22 protein-coding genes are annotated in these 19,439 nt (G+C 44.8%); 16 read left to right on the forward strand and 6 right to left on the reverse strand.

Going from position 1 to position 19,439, the window contains the following annotated elements:
• Window positions 1-4 precede the first annotated feature (4 nt).
• Genes OCV52_RS04005 through OCV52_RS04015 form a run of 3 tightly spaced genes read left to right on the forward strand, consistent with a single transcriptional unit; the run spans window position 5 to window position 2,764 of the window.
• The gene (locus OCV52_RS04005; RefSeq protein WP_061034114.1) at window positions 5-394 is read left to right on the forward strand and encodes a hypothetical protein; all 390 of its coding nucleotides are present in this window, start codon (window positions 5-7) and stop codon (window positions 392-394) included.
• Between the two features lie 29 nt (window positions 395-423).
• Window positions 424-1,497 carry a methyltransferase gene (locus OCV52_RS04010; protein WP_137408624.1) on the forward strand — a complete coding sequence of 358 codons (1,074 nt, stop codon included), beginning with the start codon at window positions 424-426 and terminating at the stop codon, window positions 1,495-1,497.
• A gap of 25 nt (window positions 1,498-1,522) precedes the next feature.
• The gene (locus OCV52_RS04015) at window positions 1,523-2,764 is read left to right on the forward strand and encodes an NAD(P)/FAD-dependent oxidoreductase (protein ID WP_061034112.1); all 1,242 of its coding nucleotides are present in this window, start codon (window positions 1,523-1,525) and stop codon (window positions 2,762-2,764) included.
• 123 nt (window positions 2,765-2,887) lie between these two features.
• On the opposite strand, the gene OCV52_RS04020 is transcribed toward OCV52_RS04015, so the two are convergent.
• Window positions 2,888-3,394, reverse strand: coding sequence for a Fe3+-citrate ABC transporter substrate-binding protein (locus tag OCV52_RS04020; protein WP_102426549.1), 507 nt, complete (start codon window positions 3,392-3,394; stop codon window positions 2,888-2,890).
• A 139-nt stretch (window positions 3,395-3,533) separates the two neighbouring features.
• Complete coding sequence (locus tag OCV52_RS04025; protein ID WP_116870182.1) at window positions 3,534-4,667, reverse strand: flagellar assembly protein FlgT; 1,134 nt, start codon at window positions 4,665-4,667, stop codon at window positions 3,534-3,536.
• A 192-nt stretch (window positions 4,668-4,859) separates the two neighbouring features.
• Here OCV52_RS04025 and OCV52_RS04030 point away from each other — a divergent pair, with 192 nt between their 5' ends.
• On the forward strand, window positions 4,860-5,495 hold the full coding sequence (locus tag OCV52_RS04030; RefSeq protein ID WP_032498316.1) for a FlgO family outer membrane protein: 636 nt from the start codon (window positions 4,860-4,862) through the stop codon (window positions 5,493-5,495).
• 9 nt (window positions 5,496-5,504) lie between these two features.
• Window positions 5,505-5,936: a flagellar assembly lipoprotein FlgP gene (gene flgP, locus OCV52_RS04035; protein ID WP_102426547.1), complete on the forward strand. Its 432-nt coding sequence runs from the start codon at window positions 5,505-5,507 to the stop codon at window positions 5,934-5,936.
• 418 nt (window positions 5,937-6,354) lie between these two features.
• Here the strand turns inward: flgP and OCV52_RS04040 are convergent, their stop codons facing one another.
• From OCV52_RS04040 to flgA, 3 genes are all read right to left on the reverse strand, one after another.
• Complete coding sequence (locus OCV52_RS04040; protein ID WP_004739725.1) at window positions 6,355-6,780, reverse strand: flagella synthesis protein FlgN; 426 nt, start codon at window positions 6,778-6,780, stop codon at window positions 6,355-6,357.
• A 62-nt stretch (window positions 6,781-6,842) separates the two neighbouring features.
• Window positions 6,843-7,160: a flagellar biosynthesis anti-sigma factor FlgM gene (gene flgM / locus OCV52_RS04045; protein ID WP_061034108.1), complete on the reverse strand. Its 318-nt coding sequence runs from the start codon at window positions 7,158-7,160 to the stop codon at window positions 6,843-6,845.
• Window positions 7,161-7,338: 178 nt separating this feature from the next.
• The gene (gene flgA, locus OCV52_RS04050) at window positions 7,339-8,085 is read right to left on the reverse strand and encodes a flagellar basal body P-ring formation chaperone FlgA (RefSeq protein WP_137408623.1); all 747 of its coding nucleotides are present in this window, start codon (window positions 8,083-8,085) and stop codon (window positions 7,339-7,341) included.
• Between the two features lie 77 nt (window positions 8,086-8,162).
• Here flgA and OCV52_RS04055 point away from each other — a divergent pair, with 77 nt between their 5' ends.
• On the forward strand, window positions 8,163-9,089 hold the full coding sequence (locus tag OCV52_RS04055; RefSeq protein ID WP_004739721.1) for a chemotaxis protein CheV: 927 nt from the start codon (window positions 8,163-8,165) through the stop codon (window positions 9,087-9,089).
• 11 nt (window positions 9,090-9,100) lie between these two features.
• Window positions 9,101-9,928: a protein-glutamate O-methyltransferase gene (locus OCV52_RS04060; protein WP_008218231.1), complete on the forward strand. Its 828-nt coding sequence runs from the start codon at window positions 9,101-9,103 to the stop codon at window positions 9,926-9,928.
• 82 nt (window positions 9,929-10,010) lie between these two features.
• Here OCV52_RS04060 and OCV52_RS04065 read toward each other — a convergent pair whose 3' ends face one another.
• Window positions 10,011-11,387 (reverse strand): IS4 family transposase, encoded by a 1,377-nt coding sequence (locus OCV52_RS04065; RefSeq protein WP_261900842.1) that lies wholly within the window; start codon window positions 11,385-11,387, stop codon window positions 10,011-10,013.
• Between the two features lie 308 nt (window positions 11,388-11,695).
• On the opposite strand from OCV52_RS04065, the gene flgB reads away from it, so the two are divergent.
• The 9 genes from flgB (at window position 11,696) to flgJ (ending at window position 19,368) form a co-directional block, all read left to right on the forward strand.
• On the forward strand, window positions 11,696-12,091 hold the full coding sequence (gene flgB / locus OCV52_RS04070; RefSeq protein ID WP_004739719.1) for a flagellar basal body rod protein FlgB: 396 nt from the start codon (window positions 11,696-11,698) through the stop codon (window positions 12,089-12,091).
• 4 nt (window positions 12,092-12,095) lie between these two features.
• Window positions 12,096-12,509, forward strand: coding sequence for a flagellar basal body rod protein FlgC (gene flgC, locus OCV52_RS04075; protein WP_008218235.1), 414 nt, complete (start codon window positions 12,096-12,098; stop codon window positions 12,507-12,509).
• Window positions 12,510-12,526: 17 nt separating this feature from the next.
• Window positions 12,527-13,240, forward strand: coding sequence for a flagellar hook assembly protein FlgD (gene flgD, locus OCV52_RS04080; protein ID WP_137409099.1), 714 nt, complete (start codon window positions 12,527-12,529; stop codon window positions 13,238-13,240).
• Between the two features lie 49 nt (window positions 13,241-13,289).
• Window positions 13,290-14,594 (forward strand): flagellar hook protein FlgE, encoded by a 1,305-nt coding sequence (gene flgE / locus OCV52_RS04085; protein WP_137409100.1) that lies wholly within the window; start codon window positions 13,290-13,292, stop codon window positions 14,592-14,594.
• A 251-nt stretch (window positions 14,595-14,845) separates the two neighbouring features.
• A complete protein-coding gene (locus tag OCV52_RS04090) occupies window positions 14,846-15,595 on the forward strand; it encodes a flagellar basal body rod protein FlgF (RefSeq protein WP_004739714.1) in 750 nt (249 codons plus the stop codon).
• A 21-nt stretch (window positions 15,596-15,616) separates the two neighbouring features.
• On the forward strand, window positions 15,617-16,405 hold the full coding sequence (gene flgG / locus OCV52_RS04095) for a flagellar basal-body rod protein FlgG (protein WP_004739713.1): 789 nt from the start codon (window positions 15,617-15,619) through the stop codon (window positions 16,403-16,405).
• Window positions 16,406-16,477: 72 nt separating this feature from the next.
• A complete protein-coding gene (gene flgH / locus OCV52_RS04100) occupies window positions 16,478-17,254 on the forward strand; it encodes a flagellar basal body L-ring protein FlgH (protein WP_102426545.1) in 777 nt (258 codons plus the stop codon).
• A gap of 94 nt (window positions 17,255-17,348) precedes the next feature.
• A complete protein-coding gene (locus OCV52_RS04105) occupies window positions 17,349-18,440 on the forward strand; it encodes a flagellar basal body P-ring protein FlgI (RefSeq protein ID WP_008218243.1) in 1,092 nt (363 codons plus the stop codon).
• 10 nt (window positions 18,441-18,450) lie between these two features.
• Complete coding sequence (flgJ, locus tag OCV52_RS04110; protein ID WP_137409101.1) at window positions 18,451-19,368, forward strand: flagellar assembly peptidoglycan hydrolase FlgJ; 918 nt, start codon at window positions 18,451-18,453, stop codon at window positions 19,366-19,368.
• Window positions 19,369-19,439 lie beyond the last annotated feature (71 nt).

A 19,439-nucleotide genomic window follows, 5' to 3' on the forward strand; every position in this document is an offset into this window, starting at 1 on the left:
TTTAATGAAATTACTAAAAATAGCCGTTTCAATGTTATTCATATTGGTTCTTGCAGGGTGTGGACGTGTCCAGCCTGTAATGAATGTTGAGGATACTCCAGTTGCACATAATCTTCAAAGTAAACAGGTGAAATCAGCTATTTATGAATCTGCTGAAAATCGAGGCTGGTTAGTTTCTGAGATTAAACCTGGTTTGATCCGCGCTGAATTGTATGTTCGTTCACATCACGCAGTGGTTGATATCCCTTATAACGACAAATTTTACTCTATTCTTTATGTTGAATCAGAGAATTTGAAGTATGACGATGGTGAAATACACCGTAATTACAACCGCTGGGTTAATAACTTAAACGTTGATATTAAACGTAAGCTTGCACAAATGGCAGCTGAGTAACCCTCTATTATTTATAAGTTAGGTTTTTCGTGTCGGAATATAAATTAGATCCATTCAATGCATTAGAAGCAAAAACAGAAGCACAAAAATTATCTTTTGCTCCTATTGTTTTTCATACTGCTCGTACACTTCGTGATTTAGGTATTTTAAAAGCGCTCGATGATGCGGGGAGCGATGGCTTACCTGCTGAGACTATTTCAGAAATAACAGGTGTATCTGAATATGGTGTGAAAGTGTTACTTGATATGGCGCTTAGCGCTCATATTGTTGTTTGGGAAAAGCCTAACTATAAGATAGCCAACCTTGGTTTCTACCTGTTGCATGATGGCATGACTAACGCAAACATGGATTTCACAGCCGATGTTTGTTATGCCGCGATGATGCACCTCACTGAAGCGATTGAAGAGGGCACTCCTGCTGGTTTGAAGGAGCTAGGGGATTGGGATACGATCTACCAAAGTTTGTCTCAATTACCTGAAAAAGCGAAAGAGAGCTGGTTCAAGTTTGATCACTTCTACTCTGATCGCTCATTCCCCGTTTTGCTTGAGAAGGTTTTCAGCAAGACACCTAAATCGCTGGTGGATATTGGCGGTAATACCGGTAAGTGGGCAATGCAGTGTTGCAACCATGATTCTGATGTTGAAGTCACGATTGTTGATTTGCCACAGCAGTTAGAAATGGCAATGGCGAACGCTAAGCAACATGGCCATCAAAACAGAGTGACGCCTTTCCCGGCCAACATGCTAGATAAGCAACAAGCGCTGCCAACGGGTGCGGATGTGTGGTGGATGAGTCAATTCCTCGATTGTTTCTCGCCAATGGAAATCCTTAGCATCTTAAAGCGTGTCCGCTCTCATATGTCAGAACAAGCGACCGTTTATATCCTTGAATTGTTCTGGGATGCACAGAAATACGATGCAGCTTCGTATAGCTTAAACGCGACTTCGCTTTACTTTACCTGCTTGGCAAACGGCAACAGTCGTTTTTACTGCAGTGAAGATTTCTTAGAGATAGTTGAAGAAGCTGGCTTTGAAGTGGTCACTCGCACCGATGATATCGGTCTTGGTCATACGCTTCTTGAATTGAAAGCTAGCGCGCAATAACACATAACAAACATGGCTTAAATTAATGAAAAAACTGTCTACTCAAGTAGTGATCATCGGAGCTGGGCCATCAGGGTCTATTGCCGCGTCTTTATTGCACAAAAAAGGCATCGATGTTCGAGTAATCGAAAAAAGCGTGTTCCCTCGCTTTTCAATTGGTGAAAGCCTATTACCCGCTTGCATGGAAGTGATTGAACAGGCAGGCATGACCGACGCGGTGACCAAGGCTAACTTCCAATACAAAGATGGCGCAGCATTTCGTAAAAATGGTGTGTACACCGCGTTCAATTTTGAAGATAAGTTCTCTACTGGACCGGGAACCACTTTTCAGGTTCAACGTGGTGCTTTTGATAAGGTGCTTGCAGATACTGCTGAGGCACAAGGTGTCACTATTGATTACCAGCATGAGTTGACGGGCATTAATTTTACCGACGACAGCACTATTTTAGATGTTCAAGTACTTGATGGAGAAAGCTATCAGCTCGAAGCACAGTACGTTTTGGATGGCAGTGGTTTTGGTCGAGTGTTGCCGAAGATGCTTGATCTGGAAGAGAAATCATCACTTCCACCTCGAAAAGCTATTTTCACGCACATTAACGATCATATCGCTGAGGTGGATACTGAGCTAGATTATGACCGAAACAAAATCCTAATCTCTGTGCACCCAACCAATCCTGATGTCTGGTATTGGTTGATCCCGTTTAGCAACGGTGTTTCTTCATTTGGTGTGGTAGGGGAGCCGAAGTTCTTTGAGTCTTACCCTGAAGATAAGATTGCCGCGATTAAGCAATTGGCAATGGAAGAGCCGGGTTTGGCTGAAATATTGGCAAACGCTGAGTACCCAAACCCTGCGGGTGAAATCGGTGGTTACTCTGCCAACGTTAAACACCTTGCAACTGACAAATACGCACTACTGGGTAACGCTGGTGAGTTTCTTGATCCTGTGTTCTCGTCAGGCGTGACGATTGCCATGAAGTCGGCGCAGTTTGCGGTTGAGTGTGTGGAAAAGCAGCTCAATGGTGAGACGGTCGATTGGGAACGTGAATACGCGGACCCGTTGATGGTTGGCGTAAACACCTTCAGAACGTACGTTGAAGGTTGGTACTCCGGTACTCTGCAGGATGTGATTTTCTATCAGGATCCCAACCCTAAGATTAAACAAATGGTGTGCTCGATTTTAGCGGGCTACGCATGGGATCAAACCAATCCTTATGTGAAAGATTCAAAACGCCGATTGACGACACTGGCAGAGATTTGCCGAAGCTAGATGGTCTATTTAGTGCTTTGTAATCGTGATAGTTCTATCTCATTGCTCCAAAAATAAAAAAACAGCTGCAAATGCGGCTGTTTTTGTATCTGACTCTCTAGGTAAACTGATTGGAATTTAAGGCTACTTCAGGTCGATGCTGTTGAGGCGTCCCATGAATATGAGTAAATCAATCACGTCTTTGTGAGCGTCAAGTAGTGCGCGCTTAGTTTGGCTGTATGCGGCCAGTCGACCGTGCTTTCTGATGGAGCAGACCTTGGTTTTGTATTTGTAATCGCCGTTATCGGAGAACACGCGCCATTTGGCGATATAGCACTCATCACGATGTTCAGGGTCACTTTGTGTTGGGTTTGGCTTGAATACAATCTTAGGCTCTAAACTATGCGGAAGGCGCGTCATTAGGTAAGGCTCCTTGAGAACCTTCTTCCAAAACTTACCCCAAAGCTCTTTACCCAGCTCGTCTCTCAATTTGATGGTTTTCTTGAGTGCTTTTTCTTCGCCCATACGAACAAAACCGACAGACCGGTGCAGTACCGTGTCTTCTGGTGTGTGGATGTGGATCTTAAAAGCGGTCTTACCTTTCGAAATAAAGCGATAGCCGGTAGCACCAATTAGATTATTCTGACTCATAGCTTGCTAAATGATGATTATGTTATTAGTAAGGTTACGACAAATACGTAAAAACCGAAACTAATACCCATGAAAAAATTAAAGCCTTAACAGAGGTGCTAAGGCTTTATTAGAAACTATGAGTTTAGAGTGCTGCTAACTACATGATTTTTTGCATCACATCACCAATTTGAATGCTTCCCGCCAGGCTTGGCTGATCAATCGTCAGTTCAGCTTCGTTCTCGTAGACGCGAGAAACGGTCAGTGTGATATCGCTTTGTGATACTTTATTGCGAGGTAAACCTCGTTGGTCGATAAACGAACCTGTGTGCCATAGCTGCAGTTTGTCACCCTGTTGTACGCCATGCATTCGGCCCAAATCAATGGTCACTGTATTACCGAAGACGGCTGCAACTTCAGGAAGCGTGATCTTACAAGAGACTTCAGACTCTAAGTCCAACATGATGTTACGGCTAACACGAAGCATCATGCTGCCGTAGGTCGATGCCCAGAAACGAGCACTGCGAGTGTCAACTTCACTGGTTTTAGCAAATGGCCACTTTGCCACTTCACGATAGCTACGGGTGTAGATTTGATGACCTGTCTTACCATCAAATACTTGCATCTCTAATGCAAACTGACGGTTGATGATGTCATCTTTTAATAGCTTGGATTCGATGGTTGCCGTTAAATCGGTAATGTCACCACCGATAATGTATTGCGCGCCCGTGTCTTGAGCGATCATCTTGATCACTTCAGGTTTACGTTTGTCGATGTCGTAATTGGTGGTACCGACAGAAACAAAGCTGCGAGACTCTTTTGCTAGCTGCCTATCAACCACATGGCCGAAATCATCACCGATGTTGTAGATTCTTCCCATCACGGCTTGTTGTGGAGAGGTGACATCGATATTCCCCACCAAGAAGGTTTTCTTGTATTGGCTCTCATGGCAAGCATTTGCCGAAGGGTAGATGTCGACTCTTGCGGTGATCATTAAATTGCCACCGCGTTTCTTCTCTTTATCAACCAAGATGTAGCGTACTTCGTGGTTAGTAAATTGGTATTCCTTTTTCTTGCCATCGAGATAAGGCGTCAGGTTCGCAATACTGCCAATGTCAGCCCCCGAGAACTGAACGGCCTTATAGACCGCGTCTTCCAGAGCGTGGATCCTTGCCGTCTCTTCTGACGAGACGATGGTTGCGGTACCGGTAACTTCATACCATGAGGCATGAGCACTGAAGCTTATGATTATCAGTGAACCTATTGAAAATAAGTAAGAAATTATTTTTTTCATCTATTCGTTACCAGTTGGGTATAAATATTGCTTAACAAATAACTATAAGCTTGAAGCTGACTTAAGTGCGTTTTTCTTAATCTGAACCATTAATGAAAAGCAAAGACTGTTCCAACATTGTAATCCATTGAAAAGAATAATGGCGAGAACATATTGGAACAGGTAGCACTAAAACTATCTGGAGATTAGAGAATGAAAAAATGGCTCGTAGTAATGAGTGTCATGTTGCTGACATCATGCGCTTATTCGCCGATCTATAACGGCAAGACTGAGTATGCCGGCAGTCAGTTCATGCTGATGGACAGCCCTCGTCACACCATGGATTTCTTCGTTGAAAGCATGACTGAAGACTTGATCGTGTCGAACACCAGTATCTCAGCAAGAACGCCTATTGCGATCACCTCGTTTGTTGACCTGCAACACATGGACACAACAAACTGGCTTGGTAATTCAGTATCTGAAGGTTTCATTCATCAGTTTCAGCGTCGTGGCTTCAAGGTGGTCGATTTTAAAACCACGGGTTCTATCCAAGTGACTCATCAAGGTGACTTTGCGATTAGCCGTGACTGGAAAGACTTAGCTCAAGAGCAAGACGTTCAATACGTACTAACGGGTACTATGCTGCGCCAAGAGGGCGGTGTGCTTGTTAATGCTCGAGTGGTGGGCATGCAAACTCGTATTGTCGTGGCTTCGGCACAAGGCTTTTTGCCTGCAGACCGTATTGGCCGTGACCTCGATACTCTGAACAGTATTCGAACTCAAGATGGCGTGATCATTCGTTCTGACCCAACGATCAGTCAGCCTTATACTGTTATTCTTCGCCCTTAGGAGTTCGAGATGAAGAAGTTAATATTTGTGGTTGTTGCTTTACTGCTTGTTGGCTGTCAGCCTTTGCAGAGCATGAGACCAGACGATTTCTTGGTTGCTGTTGGTTACGCGAGTATCAGTGAGCAAAAAGGTCGCAACGACGAAGAGAAGCGCATCCGTGCGATGAGAGCCTCTAAGATCGATGCCTATCGTGAACTTGCGGAACAAGTTTATGGTATGCGAGTCAGCGGCCGTGCTGAACTTGAAGACCAACGCCTTGGTACAGAGCGCACATCAGGTGCGGTTGATGGGGTTATCCGCGGTGCAGAAGTCGTGCGCAGTTACCCAGTTGGCGATAGCTATGTGACTGAGCTTCAGTTGGATATCCGCAAGATGGATCAATTACGTAACTACGGCGAAGTTCAGGCTGTACCTGAGAAGAGACAACAAACGCTGTTCTAGTATCGGAGCATGAATAAATGATATTGGCCGCCAGTCGCTTTCCAGATGGTGTATCGGCAACCAATAACCAGCAAACGCTGCCCAAAGGGTTCGGCTAAAAGCGTTTTACTCTTTGTTGAGGGAGATTTGCTTAGAATGACTAGGCTACTTCCCCCTCGCCGCGATTAAAACGCTTTTGACTAGGCGTCCCCATCCGAACAAAATTTAACCACGAAAGTTCAACACGCCCTAACATGAATATAAAAGCGGCAAGTATGAAAATACTTGCCGCTTTTTGTTTTTGCTGTCTTGGGCGTACTTTCAGATATGTGGGTGTTTGATTGGAGTCGAAATGTAGATAGGCTGAGATACAGATACAGATACAGATACAGATACAGATAGGAAAAAACAATGGTGTTATCGAAAAGGTGTAGCTTAACTAAGCTTTTACGTTGGTTCCCAACGTTGAAATAGTGTGCGTTTGACCGCCGGCGTTGTAAGTCATACCAATTTTGCCGTGGCTTTGTTGCATCATGTTGCTGAGTTTTTTGAAGCTGAGGTGTGCTCGATTTAGGGCCTCGCCATTCACCAGGTTCGCTTGATGACAATCGTGCACAATAGACTTGATGGTTGAGACTAACTGAGCAAGTTCAGGATTCTCGGTCAGTTCTGAGATATTGCTATGGGCAGCGATGCGTTGATCGGTTGATCTTAGCTGTTCGACAAGGACCACTTTTTCCTTGGCAATTCGCTCAATATCTGTCGATTGTCGGCTTGTAATAGCGGTTTTCTCTGAACTTAGTAGCTCAGATAAGGCTTTGGCATTTTGAAGTTGGAAATTAACTAAATCTGCTAGTGCCGCCATAACGTAACCTATCAATAATCTTGTGTGTCTTAAGTTAAGCACTCAGTACAAGAGGGGAGAACTTAAAGACCTTTTAATTCGTTTTCGAACTTCATCATATTGTCGGCCAGTTTTTCTGGGTCAACTGTGTATGAACCGTTCGCGATCGCTTCTTTGATTGCTGCAACTTTTGCAGAGTCAAAGCTTGGGTTTGCTGCCATGTCTTGGTGGAGTTGACCGATCGCTTTGCCTTGTTGGCTTAGTGAAACCGCATCTTTGCTCGCTGGTGATTTAGTTGAAACATCAGAGCGTGATGACTCAGAACTAGAATCAGAGCGTACTGCTGATCGGTTAGTGGTCGTTAGGGTTTGCCCTGAACGAATGTTATCAATGCCTGCCATAGTTAAGCCTTTTTCTTCAAAAATGGGAACCTGTACAGTCAATATCGACCAAGGGTTCGATTACTTTAGCAATTTTTCGCTCTTTAGTCGAAAAGGGATATAACACTGAAGCTACGTATTTCAATGCTAGAGTCGAAAGCGAAATAGCTAACGGTACCGCCAATTGAGAAGTAGAGAGTTAAAAGTAAACCGTGACTTCAGACATGTTGGTAACAATACCTTCAATTATACGCTGTGATTTATCATTTTTCACTCTTACTTGATCACCCATAGAGCCATCAGTTAGCGCTGTGCCTTTAGTCGTAATGGTCATGCCACCTTTTACTGCCTGTATGATAACCTTCTCGTTTCGACATACGACACAAATGTCACCCCTTTCGACAACGTCACCCGGCCTTAGGTTCTTTTTTACCTTGGCGCCGATAACTTGCTCTGGAGCGGTGAAGCCTTGGCGACGGAATTTGTTAAGAGAAATCATCGCGGTTGTCAAGTCGTATTGACCGACAATCTCGCCTCTCGCGAGTGCTCGAGTAGTCGTCACAAGCGGCACCGACATCGAAAGACGTACCGGTACATAAACTCGCCACTCATCAGGAACACATTGCACTAAAACCGTAATACTGCTGCGGGTATTTGTGGTGGTTGAGGCACTTGTCTCAAGAGGAACCGGGCAGTCTGTTGCTTTGATTCTTGAGTCAACATTTGCTGAATTAACAAAGAGTTCGCCGCCTCGTGGCTGCTCAACGGTATCAATAATGTGTCGCTCTGCCGCAGACTGAATCTTCTCAATTTGTTCTGGGGTCGCAGCTTGCACAAAAAAACTAAACAATATTGATAAAATGCCGATAAACTTAGCGACAGTTTTAAAAGTAGCTCTACACATTGCTATAGAAAGAGGTGGCAAATTTGCTTTATAATACGTCATTCCGTTTCTCTGGTGGTTCGTAGCCTGCAGTAGACTAACACTTTTTATACAAAAAAGTTTGATATGGAGATGAGCTCATGACGGGTATTCTTGATTCGGTGAATCAGCGTACGCAACTCGTCGGTCAAAACCGATTAGAATTACTAACCTTTCGCCTAATGGGGCGTCAGCGTTACGGCATTAATGTCTTTAAAGTAAAAGAAGTGCTTCAATGCCCTAAGCTGACGAAGATGCCAAACTTGAACCCACTGGTTAAAGGTGTCGCACACATTCGTGGCCAAACGATCTCTGTGATCGACCTGAGCTTAGCGATTGGTGGCCGTCCGACAACGGATGTTGAAAAGTGTTTTGTGGTTATCTCTGAGTTCAACCGAACCATTCAAGGTTTCTTGGTCAGTTCAGTAGAGCGCATTATCAATATGCACTGGGAATCGATTCTCCCGCCGCCAGATGGCGCTGGTAAAGCGAACTACCTGACAGCGGTAACCAACATCGACAATGAATTGGTCGAAATTCTTGATGTTGAAAAAATCCTAGCTGAAATTTCGCCTGTTGATGAAACTATGGACAGCAAGATTGCCGAAGAAATCGCAGAAGTAGAACAAGAAAAAGAACTCGTTCGCCGCATCTTGATTGCTGATGATTCAACCGTTGCACGTAAACAGGTTCAACGAGCTATTGAGTCGATCGGCTTTGAAGTGATTGCTGTGAAAGATGGTAAAGAAGCCTACGAAAAACTGATGCAGATGTCAGCAGAGGGCAGCATTTACGATCAGATCTCATTGGTGATCTCGGATATTGAAATGCCAGAGATGGATGGCTATACGCTGACTGCTGAGATTCGCCGTCACGCTGAGCTAAAAGATTTATACGTAATTTTACACTCATCATTGAGTGGTGTATTTAACCAAGCCATGGTTGAGCGTGTGGGAGCGAACTCCTTCATTGCTAAATTCAACCCTGATGAGCTTGGTGCAGCCGTTAAAGCTGCTTTAACTAACTAAAAGAGACATTAATGACTGCTATAACAATAAGTGATCAAGAGTATCGCGATTTCAGCCGTTTCTTAGAATCTCAATGTGGCATTGTATTAGGTGACAGCAAACAGTACTTAGTGCGCAGCCGCCTAAGCCCATTAGTGGCAAAGTTTAATCTAGCTTCGCTGTCTGATTTATTGAGAGATGTAGTGACGGGCCGAAACCGTGAGTTGAGAGTGGCAGCAGTGGATGCTATGACGACGAACGAGACACTTTGGTTCCGAGATACTTACCCGTTTGCAGTGCTTGCGGATAAACTTCTACCGGAAATAGCGGCAAATAAACGTCCTATTAAGATTTGGTCTGCGGCAAGTTCTTCAGGCCAAGAACCATACTCAATGGCAATGACGGTGCTTGAGACTCAAGCTCGTAAGCCTGGTATGCTGCCAAATGTATCGATCACCGCAACGGATATCTCAGCAAGCATGTTGGATATGTGCCGCACTGGCGCGTATGACAACCTTGCTTTAGGTCGTGGTCTTTCTCCAGAGCGCCGTCGTACCTTCTTTGAAGATGCAGGCGATGGCCGCATGAAAGTGAAAGACAACGTGAAGCGCATGGTGAACTTTCGTCCACAGAACCTGATGGACAGTTACGCACTGCTGGGTAAGTTCGACATTATCTTCTGTCGTAACGTACTGATTTACTTCTCTCCAGAGATGAAATCTAAAGTGCTCAACCAAATGGCGAACAGCCTGAACCCAGGTGGTTACTTGCTTCTGGGGGCGTCTGAGTCGTTAACTGGTTTAACGGACCGCTTCGAAATGGTTCGTTGCAACCCAGGTATCATCTACAAATTGAAGTAATTGCCGCCACCTAAATATGGTGTGACATTACTGAATAATTTTAAAACCCAGCCAAGTGCCTGTCTCTTGATCACAAGTCTGGTTAATCAAGAGACTTGGCGAGTTCATACCCTTCAAGGATGGTTTGTAACCTAAGCCATCCTTGCCATAACGTCTTTATAGAAGCGCGACCTGTTCGCTTGGTATTCTTCCAACCACCTAACCGAGCAATACCGTTGTAAGCCCATGATATATTAGGCGCTTCTTTCGGTAGTTTTTTGCTCTCCAACTTGAGCCACATTAACTTCCACGCTTTGCCTTTTAATATCTGCTCACAACTGCTCTTAGATAACTCGTCTGATTCATTCATAAACCTCAACTGGAGTAACCGAGTCGCGATAAAAGCCAAAACGACGCTGAGCCTTTCTAAGTTATCCTTACTTTGCATTCTCAGTTGCTCAACTTCAGTCCCTTCACTTTTCCAGACTTTATGAAAATCTTCTATCAGCCAGCGCCGCTCATAATAACTGACGATTTTGAGTGCCTCTTCCTTGCTCGTTATCGGCTCTGAAGTCAGTAAGTGCCATGCGAGCTTATTACCACTCTCTCCTTGTTCTATACATCCCACGTAGTAAAGCGGAATGTTATCGAACTCTTTCTTGTTAGCAGGAGACTTGAGTGTCACGGGGGCATATTTGATATCTAAATGAGCCTTGCGAGCTTTACGACCGCCTTTTTGCGGTATTTCGAGCACTTTCTCTCCGGCTGATAACAGGGTAGAAGCATAGCTATAAAGACGATTATCGTGCTCTTCAATACAGCGGCTTTGCATTGAGCGAACGAGGAACCTTTGTTGTTGCTCTCGCTTGTAAGTGAGGTATTCAAATAGGTCGGCTTCTCTATCGCACACAGAAATGACATCCGAAATTTTATCGCCAAGTCGCTCAGCGACATGGCGAGAGGCTTGTTCCCACTTATAACTTTCTTTCTCTTTGTATGGTCGAGTCGCATGCTGGTGCCTTTGACCTCGCTTTTCTATATCACGAGTCCAGCGCTGTTGTTCAATTAAACCAATAACAGATTGAGTGTCGGGAGCAAAAAGTAAGGTTGAGTGTACAAACATGGCGCGATGTCGATTGCCTTGATTAGAGTGCCCGAGTTCATCTCGAATGCTGCGATGGGAGTAACTGAGAGAAGTGGTGTCTTCTAAGGCAAGAAGTGTTTGTTGCTCTAATGCTTCTTGTGCGGTGACATAAAAACCCGCTTCTGCGATATCTTCTGCTTTGATTTGCTCATTACGGATGAAGCGATAAGCCCCTTCCATTTCAGCAGGGGATATAATGAGTTTCGAGACGGGTACGCCAGGCTGCTCGGCCAGTGAGGCTGCGAGAGCAACGAGTCTTTGAGTGCGTCTAGGGTCATTAAGGTGGGCTTGACCGAACTGTTTTTGTGCCCAAAGGGTTGGCTCTATATAGGTCATGATAATCATCCTTGTCATTGCTTAGATGATCAGATCATGAAACCTAAAAATAGTTCAAAAAAAATCCCCAAGCGTGGCTTAGGGATTTGTGTATAAGAGACAGGCCAAGTGCTGGGTTTTCTTTTTCCGGCTTAACCTATATCTTTAAGTCAGAGTGATATTCCAATTTACTCTATTTTTTGGCTTGTATATTGCAAGTTTACCCACGAGTAACCTGTAAAAGCATAAATAGACCACTTTGTTTCAAAAGTTGGTATATATATTGCTTTGGTTATTTCATAACAGTCAGTTCTTGAGTTGAGGTTTAGATGGCTATTTCTTTTGACAATGCTTTGGGCATTCACCAGCACACAGTTGGTGTACGTGAGCGTAACGCTGAGGTGCTTTCCACCAATATCGCGCAAGCAAACACGCCAGGGTATAAAGCAAAGGGATTAGACTTCAAGAAATCACTGCAGGCGGCAAGTTCTGGGGCAAGCATTGGTCTTAGCCGCACAGACGGTCGGCACATTTCTGCCGAAACGACGGTGAATGGGGAAACGAAGTATCGAATTCCTACCCAACCTGATACAGGAGATGGCAACACGGTTGATTTGGATTTGGAAAGAAACCTTTTCATGCAAAACCAAATTAGGCATCAAGCCTCTCTCGACTTCCTAGGAAGTAAGTTCAAGAATTTAACTAAAGCGATTAAAGGGGAATAATTAGATGAGCTTATTTAATGTATTCAATGTGACTGGTTCTGCGATGAGTGCTGAATCTGTTCGTCTAAATACGACCTCGAGCAACCTTGCAAACGCAGACAGTGTAAGTAGTTCTGCTAAAGAAACTTACAAAGCTCGCCACGCAGTGTTCGGCGCTGAGTTAAATCGAGCACGCAACAGTGACCACACTGTGCCTGTGAAAGTATTAGGTATCGTAGAAAGCGATAAGCCGCTGAGCGCGGAGTACAACCCAGACCACCCATTAGCGAACAACGAAGGCTTCATCTACAAGTCTAACGTGAACGTTATGGAAGAGATGGCAAATATGATTTCGGCATCACGTGCGTACCAAACGAACGTACAGGTTGCTGACTCGAGTAAACAAATGCTGCTGCGTACGCTGCAGATGGGTCAATAAGGATAAGGAGGTAGCACATGGCTGGAATCAACAACAATGTTGGTCAAAGCGGCTTGTCCTATGTTGACCAGCTGAAGAGTCTTCAAGATGGCGCTAAGAAGCCCGACGAAACAACTGGTAAGCAGGATCTTAAGCAAGAAGATTTCTTATCTTTGTTGACTAAGCAACTAGCACAGCAAGACCCTTTTAAGCCGGTTAGCAATGACCAGATGATTGCGCAAATGGCTTCATTTGCGACCGTTGATGGCATCGGCAAAATGAATTCACAGTTTGAAAGCTTGAACTCATCGATGACCTCTAACCAAGCACTGCAGGCCTCCTCTTTGGTTGGTCGTGATGTATTGGTTCCTGGTGCGGCAGGTGTAAAGCAAGGTGATGGCGGTATGGCGGCAATGGTTAAGCTTCCTCAAGCGATGGACAACGTTATGGTCCGTGTTGAGAACGAAGTGGGCCAATTAGTTCGCACTTTTGATATTGGCTCTAAACCTTCAGGCGATACACGTGTTGAATGGGACGGAAAAGACGAAGACGGTAACCCATTGCCGGCCGGTAAATACAACTTGAAAGCGTCGGGTTTACTGGATGGCGAGAACACAGAGTTCCAAGTTTCCAGCTATGCGAACGTGAACAGTGTGCTTCTTGGTAAGGGTGATGGCAACGTACTACTCAATCTGGCTGGTTTCACATCGCCAGTACGACTTGCTGAAGTACTAGAGGTTGGTAAAGCGTAGCTCTTAAGTGAGTGAACATGCTAGCTAGATAGATTAGGAGAATATTGGAATGTCATATGTAGCTTTAAGCGGCCTATCCGCTGCACAATTAGACCTGAATACAACCAGTAACAACATTGCGAACGCAAACACATTTGGCTTTAAAGAGTCTCGTGCTGAGTTTGGTGATGTTTACTCAAACTCGTTGTTCACAAACGCAAAAACGACGTCAGGTGGTGGTGCGCAAGCTAGCCAAGTGGCGCAACAGTTCCACGAAGGTTCAAGTATTTATACAAACAACCCAATGGATCTACGCGTAAGTGGTACAGGTTTCTTTGCGGTAGCGAAAGACCGTATGGTGCCAGAGATTAACGAACTAACACGTAATGGTGCATTTCACTTAAACAAAGACAACTACATGGTTACGGCTAGCGATGAGTTTCTTTTAGGTTACGATGTTGATCCAAACTCGGGTGAAGTTCTTTCTTATGCGCCAAAGCCTCTCGACATTCCAGCTGAATTTGGTAAGCCAAAGCAGACAGAAAACATTGAAGTAGGGGTTAACCTTCCCGCAAACGGTGACCTTAAAGATCCGGCTGCATTTAACTTCAAAGATGCTGATACCTATAACCGTGCAACGTCTTCGACGGTATACGATTCTATGGGCCAGTCTTACAAGTTAACGACTTACTACCTCAAAGATCAGACGCAACCAAATACTTGGCAGACGTACTACACCATGACTGATGAGACTGGCGAGAAGCCACTCAACATTACTGGTGGTGATGCAACGAATGCTCAAGGTCATGTTGGTCATACAATGAAGTTCAACAATGACGGTACGTTAGCAAGCTTGAACAGTGGTCAACCGATAAACTCGGACCCACTAGGTGCTGGTGCGAACCCAATCGACTTGAACGGTGCAGATCCAACACAAGTGCTTAAGTTTGGTCTAGATTCTTCAACCCAATTTGCGGCTCCGTTTGAACTGACTAAGTTTGATGAAGATGGTGCAACAACAGGTTTCTTAACCAAAATCGATTTCGATGAGTACGGCAGTGTTCTAGGTACTTACTCAAATGGTGAAAACGTAATGCTTGGTCGTGTTGGCCTAGTACGCGTACCAAACGAGCAAGGTCTGGATAAGAAAGGCGGTACCCAGTGGGATTCTACTAACGACTCAGGTGACAAAATCTGGGGCGAATCTAACAAAGGTTCATTTGGTAGCATCAACAACGGCTCTCTGGAGCAGTCGAACATCGATATGACTCAAGAATTGGTTGATTTGATTTCTGCTCAACGTAACTTCCAAGCGAACTCTCGTTCTCTAGAAGTACACAACCAACTACAACAGAATATTCTTCAGATTCGTTAATCGTTTCTAACGTTTGAATCATCTGTGAATACCCAATTCAATGTTATTGAATTGGGTATTGTTGTTTGCTTTTTTATTTGCCGCCCTTATTGCCGCCCGGTAATGCCACTGGCAACAATTCTTCCTCAATGATCCTTTTGTGATCACCTTTCTTGTTTGTTTTTTATTTAAGTTGTTGATAAATAACAGTTAAAAATATTGGCACAGTGTTTGCTTTATTAGCCCCAGAAGATGATTTTTGGAGCAAAATTATGGATCGCGCACTGTTTCTTGCCATGAGTGGCGCTAAGCAAAATATGCAAGCTTTGCAGCTACGTGCAAACAACCTTGCCAACGTAAGTACAACGGGTTTCCGTGCTGATTTAGCACAAGCGCGTTCAATGCAAGCGTATGGCGAAGGTATGCCTACTCGTGTTTTCAGCATGACAGAACGTCCAGGACATAATTTTGCGCAGGGTAGTGTTGTTACCACTGGTCGTGATCTTGATGTCACTATCCAAGGTGATGGTTGGATTTCGGTAATGGACAACACTGGTCGCGAAGGCTTAACACGTAACGGTAACCTAAAGGTTGACCAAAACGGTTTGTTGACCAATGCCAGTGGTCACTTGGTATTGGGCGAAAATGACGCGCCAATCACACTGCCAATCCCAATCAGTAAAGTCGAAATTGGTACAGACGGTACGATCTCAGTCATTCCTCAAGGCGCTCCAGCTGAGGAATTGGAGGTTGTTGATCGTATTAAACTTGTACGTCCAGATAATCAAAGTTTGTTTAAAGATACGAATGGTCTATTCCGTTCGAAAAACCCAGATCAGGCATACGAAGCAGATGCAGCTGTCACGTTGCTAAAAGGTGCGGTCGAAGGCAGTAACGTAAATGCTGTAGGTGAAATGACCAGCCTAATTGACTTACAACGTCAGTTTGAAATGCAGGTCAAGATGATGAGCACAGCAGAGGAAATGGACAAGTCGTCTGATTCACTGCTTCGTATGAGCTAATAGAATTTAAAGGAAATTGCTATGCATCCAGCATTATGGGTAAGTAAAACAGGTTTAGACGCCCAACAAACCAATATTTCAACGATTTCAAACAACCTTGCTAACGCCTCGACGATTGGTTTTAAAAAGAGCCGTGCAGTATTTGAAGATCTGTTCTATCAGAATATTAACCAGCCTGGCGGTCAGTCGTCTCAGAACACTGAGTTACCAAGTGGTTTGATGCTAGGTGCGGGTTCTAAAGTGGTTGCGACTCAAAAGGTTCACACACACGGTAACGCGCAGACTACGTCTAACAGCCTAGACATGATGATCGAAGGTGACGGTTTCTTCCAAGTTGAAATGCCAGACGGAGAAACAGGTTACAGCCGCAATGGTCAGTTCACATTGAACGGTGACGGCGCAATCGTGACATCGGGTCAAGGTTACCCGCTACAACCAGAAATCGTTATTCCTGAAGATGCAATCTCAGTGACAGTAGGTAACGACGGTGAGGTATCGGTTCGTCTCCGTGGTGAGCAAAACAACGTAGTGGTAGGTCAGATCACTATTACTGACTTTGTAAACCCAGGCGGTTTAGAACCAGTAGGTCAAAACCTTTACTTGCCGACTGGTGCAAGTGGTGATCCACAAGAAGGTGTACCTGGTTTTGATGGCCTAGGTAATATCCGCCAGTCGATGCTAGAAACATCGAACGTAAACGTAACCGAAGAGCTTGTGAATATGATTGAAGCTCAACGTGTTTACGAAATGAACTCGAAAGTTATCTCGTCGGTAGACAAGATGATGAGCTTTGTTAACCAACAGCTGTAATCGGTTAATTCACCGCTTACTTGTTTCGTATTAATCGACGTGTTCGTCATGACTTGCTGAGAGTATATCGCCATGAAACGTATTTTTTGTTTAGCCTTGTTTTTATCTATGAGCGGTTGTTCTGTATTGGATCCAATTGAGACGCCAGCAGAAGAGAACGCGACCACAGTGGTTGATGCGGTAGAAGGTGATAAATCGGCTCAAGAAAGTTCAGGCATTGTTGATACGCTTCGCGGCCGAACGGACCCTATTGCCGGTGATCCTGCATGGGCGCCAATTAATCCAAAACAGAAGCCAGAGCATTATGCAGCGGCAACCGGTTCACTATTCAACGTAAACCATATTGGCAGCATGTACGATGATTCAAAGCCTCGCGGTATTGGTGACATCATTACTGTGGCATTGGATGAAAATACTCGTGCGACGAAAAAAGCCAATGCAGATATGTCTAAGTCGAATGACTCATCAATGGAGCCTTTGGCTGTTGGTGGTCAAGAGTTAACAATAGACAAGTACAACTTCTCGTACGACCTAAGCAACACTAATACCTTCGCAGGTGATGCTTCTGCTAATCAGAGCAACAGCATCAGTGGTTACATTACTGTGGAAGTGATTGAAGTGCTTGCTAACGGTAACCTAGTGGTGCGTGGTGAAAAGTGGATGACATTGAACACCGGTGATGAGTACATCCGCTTAAGTGGCACCATCCGTCCAGACGATATTGATTTCGACAATACCATCGCTTCAAACCGTGTTTCTAATGCTCGAATCCAGTATTCAGGTACCGGAGTGCAACAAGATATGCAAGAGCCTGGATTCTTGGCACGATTCTTTAATGTATCTCTGTAGAGCTTGAGAGGGTGTCGACATACTGACAGCCCGTGTTACTCAAAAATATTTCGCTAAGTTATTATTAATTAAAGCAATACAGACAGGTTACTCAATGAAAAAACTGACACTCGTACTATTTGGCATGCTATTTCTTGCCACCAGTGCCCATGCTGCGCGTATTAAAGACGTGGCAAAAGTGGCGGGTGTTCGTAGTAACCAACTTGTCGGTTATGGTTTGGTCACGGGTTTGCCGGGTACCGGTGAGACAACTCCCTTTACCGATCAAACATTTAACGCGATGTTGCAAAATTTTGGCATCCAATTGCCGCCTGGCACTAAGCCAAAAACCAAAAACGTAGCGGCAGTAATTGTTACCGCTGAACTGCCGGCTTTCTCTAAGCAAGGTCAGGAAGTTGACGTCACGGTTTCTTCTATCGGTTCGGCAAAAAGCCTACGTGGTGGTACCTTGCTACAAACCTTCCTAAAAGGTCTAGATGGTCAGGTGTATGCCGTCGCGCAAGGTAACTTAGTGGTCAGTGGTTTTAGTGCTCAGGGTAACGATGGTTCTAAGATTGTCGGCAATAACCCTAACGTCGGTATCATCTCTAGTGGTGCAACAGTAGAGCAAGAGATCCCAACGCCTTTCGGCCGTGGCGACTACATCACCTTCAACCTAATCCAATCAGATTTCACAACAGCGCAGCGCATGGCTGATGCGGTTAATAATTTCTTAGGCCCACAAATGGCGTCTGCGGTTGATGCGACGTCTGTAAAAGTACGTGCGCCTCGAGAAATCAGCCAACGTGTGGCTTTCTTATCGGCAATCGAAAACATTGAATTTGATCCAGCTGAAGGCTCAGCGAAAATCATCGTTAACTCTCGTACTGGTACTATTGTCGTTGGTAAGCACGTGCGCCTAAAAGCGGCGGCGGTAACACACGGCGGTATGACAGTCGCGATTAAAGAAAACTTAAACGTGAGCCAGCCGAATGCATTCTCTGGTGGTCAAACGGTAGTGGTTCCAGACTCTGATATCGAAGTCACTGAAGCCGATGGCAAGATGTTTAAGTTTGAACCTGGCCTAACATTGGATGATTTGGTTCGAGCGGTTAACGAAGTGGGCGCAGCACCTTCTGATCTAATGGCAATCCTTCAAGCACTGAAACAAGCGGGTGCGATTGAAGGCCAGCTGATCATTATCTAAGGAATAGAGCATGATTAAGAATAACAACGACATCGGCTTTATTCACGACATTGGTAGCCTAGACCGTCTTCGTCAACAGGCAGTAAACGGTGAAGAGGGCAGTGAGAAAGAAGCACTTACCGCAGCGGCAAAACAGTTTGAGGCGATTTTCACCTCAATGTTGTTTAAGTCGATGCGCGATGCGAACTCTAGCTTTAAATCGGATATGTTGAACAGCCAGAATGAACAGTTCTACCGCCAAATGCAAGATGACCAAATGGCGAGTGAGCTCAGTGCTAATGGTTCACTAGGCCTTGCGGATATGATTGTTGCACAGTTAAGTGCAGGCCAATCTAGCGACGCAACAGAAGATAAGGTTCGTAGCGAAGGCTTTGATACTTCACTGCAAAGACCTCAATTCTCAGGTCGTTCAGAAGATAGAACGTCAGAAATCCAATCTGCGTCAGCAGTCAAACAGCCGGTCTCTTTCGATTCACCAGAATCATTTGTCACTTCAATGAAGCCTTACGCAGAAAAAGCGGCAAGCGCGCTTGGTGTGGACTCATCTCTATTATTGGCTCAAGCGGCACTGGAAACAGGCTGGGGTTCTAAGATGGTCAAGAACTCTCTGGGCAACAGTAATAACCTATTCAACATCAAAGCAGACAGAAGCTGGAAAGGCGATAAAGTGGCGACTCAAACACTCGAGTTCCATGGAAAAACGGCCGTTAAAGAATCGGCTTCTTTCCGTTCTTACTCAAGTTTTGAAGACAGTTTCAACGATTATGTGAAGTTCTTGAACGAAAACCCAAGGTACGAAACGGCGCTGCAGCACCAAGGTAATTCAGAGAATTTCATCAAAGGTATTCATCAAGCAGGCTACGCAACCGACCCGAACTACGCTGATAAAGTATTGCGAGTTAAAGCTAAGATTGATGAAATGAACTAGGTCAAATCGATTGAACACCTAGAGCTTGCCAGTGGCAGGCTCTTTTCTTATATGCTGTATAAGATTCAACA

Origin of the sequence: Vibrio chagasii (assembly GCF_024347355.1) — a bacterium.
Lineage (GTDB): Bacteria > Pseudomonadota > Gammaproteobacteria > Enterobacterales > Vibrionaceae > Vibrio > Vibrio chagasii.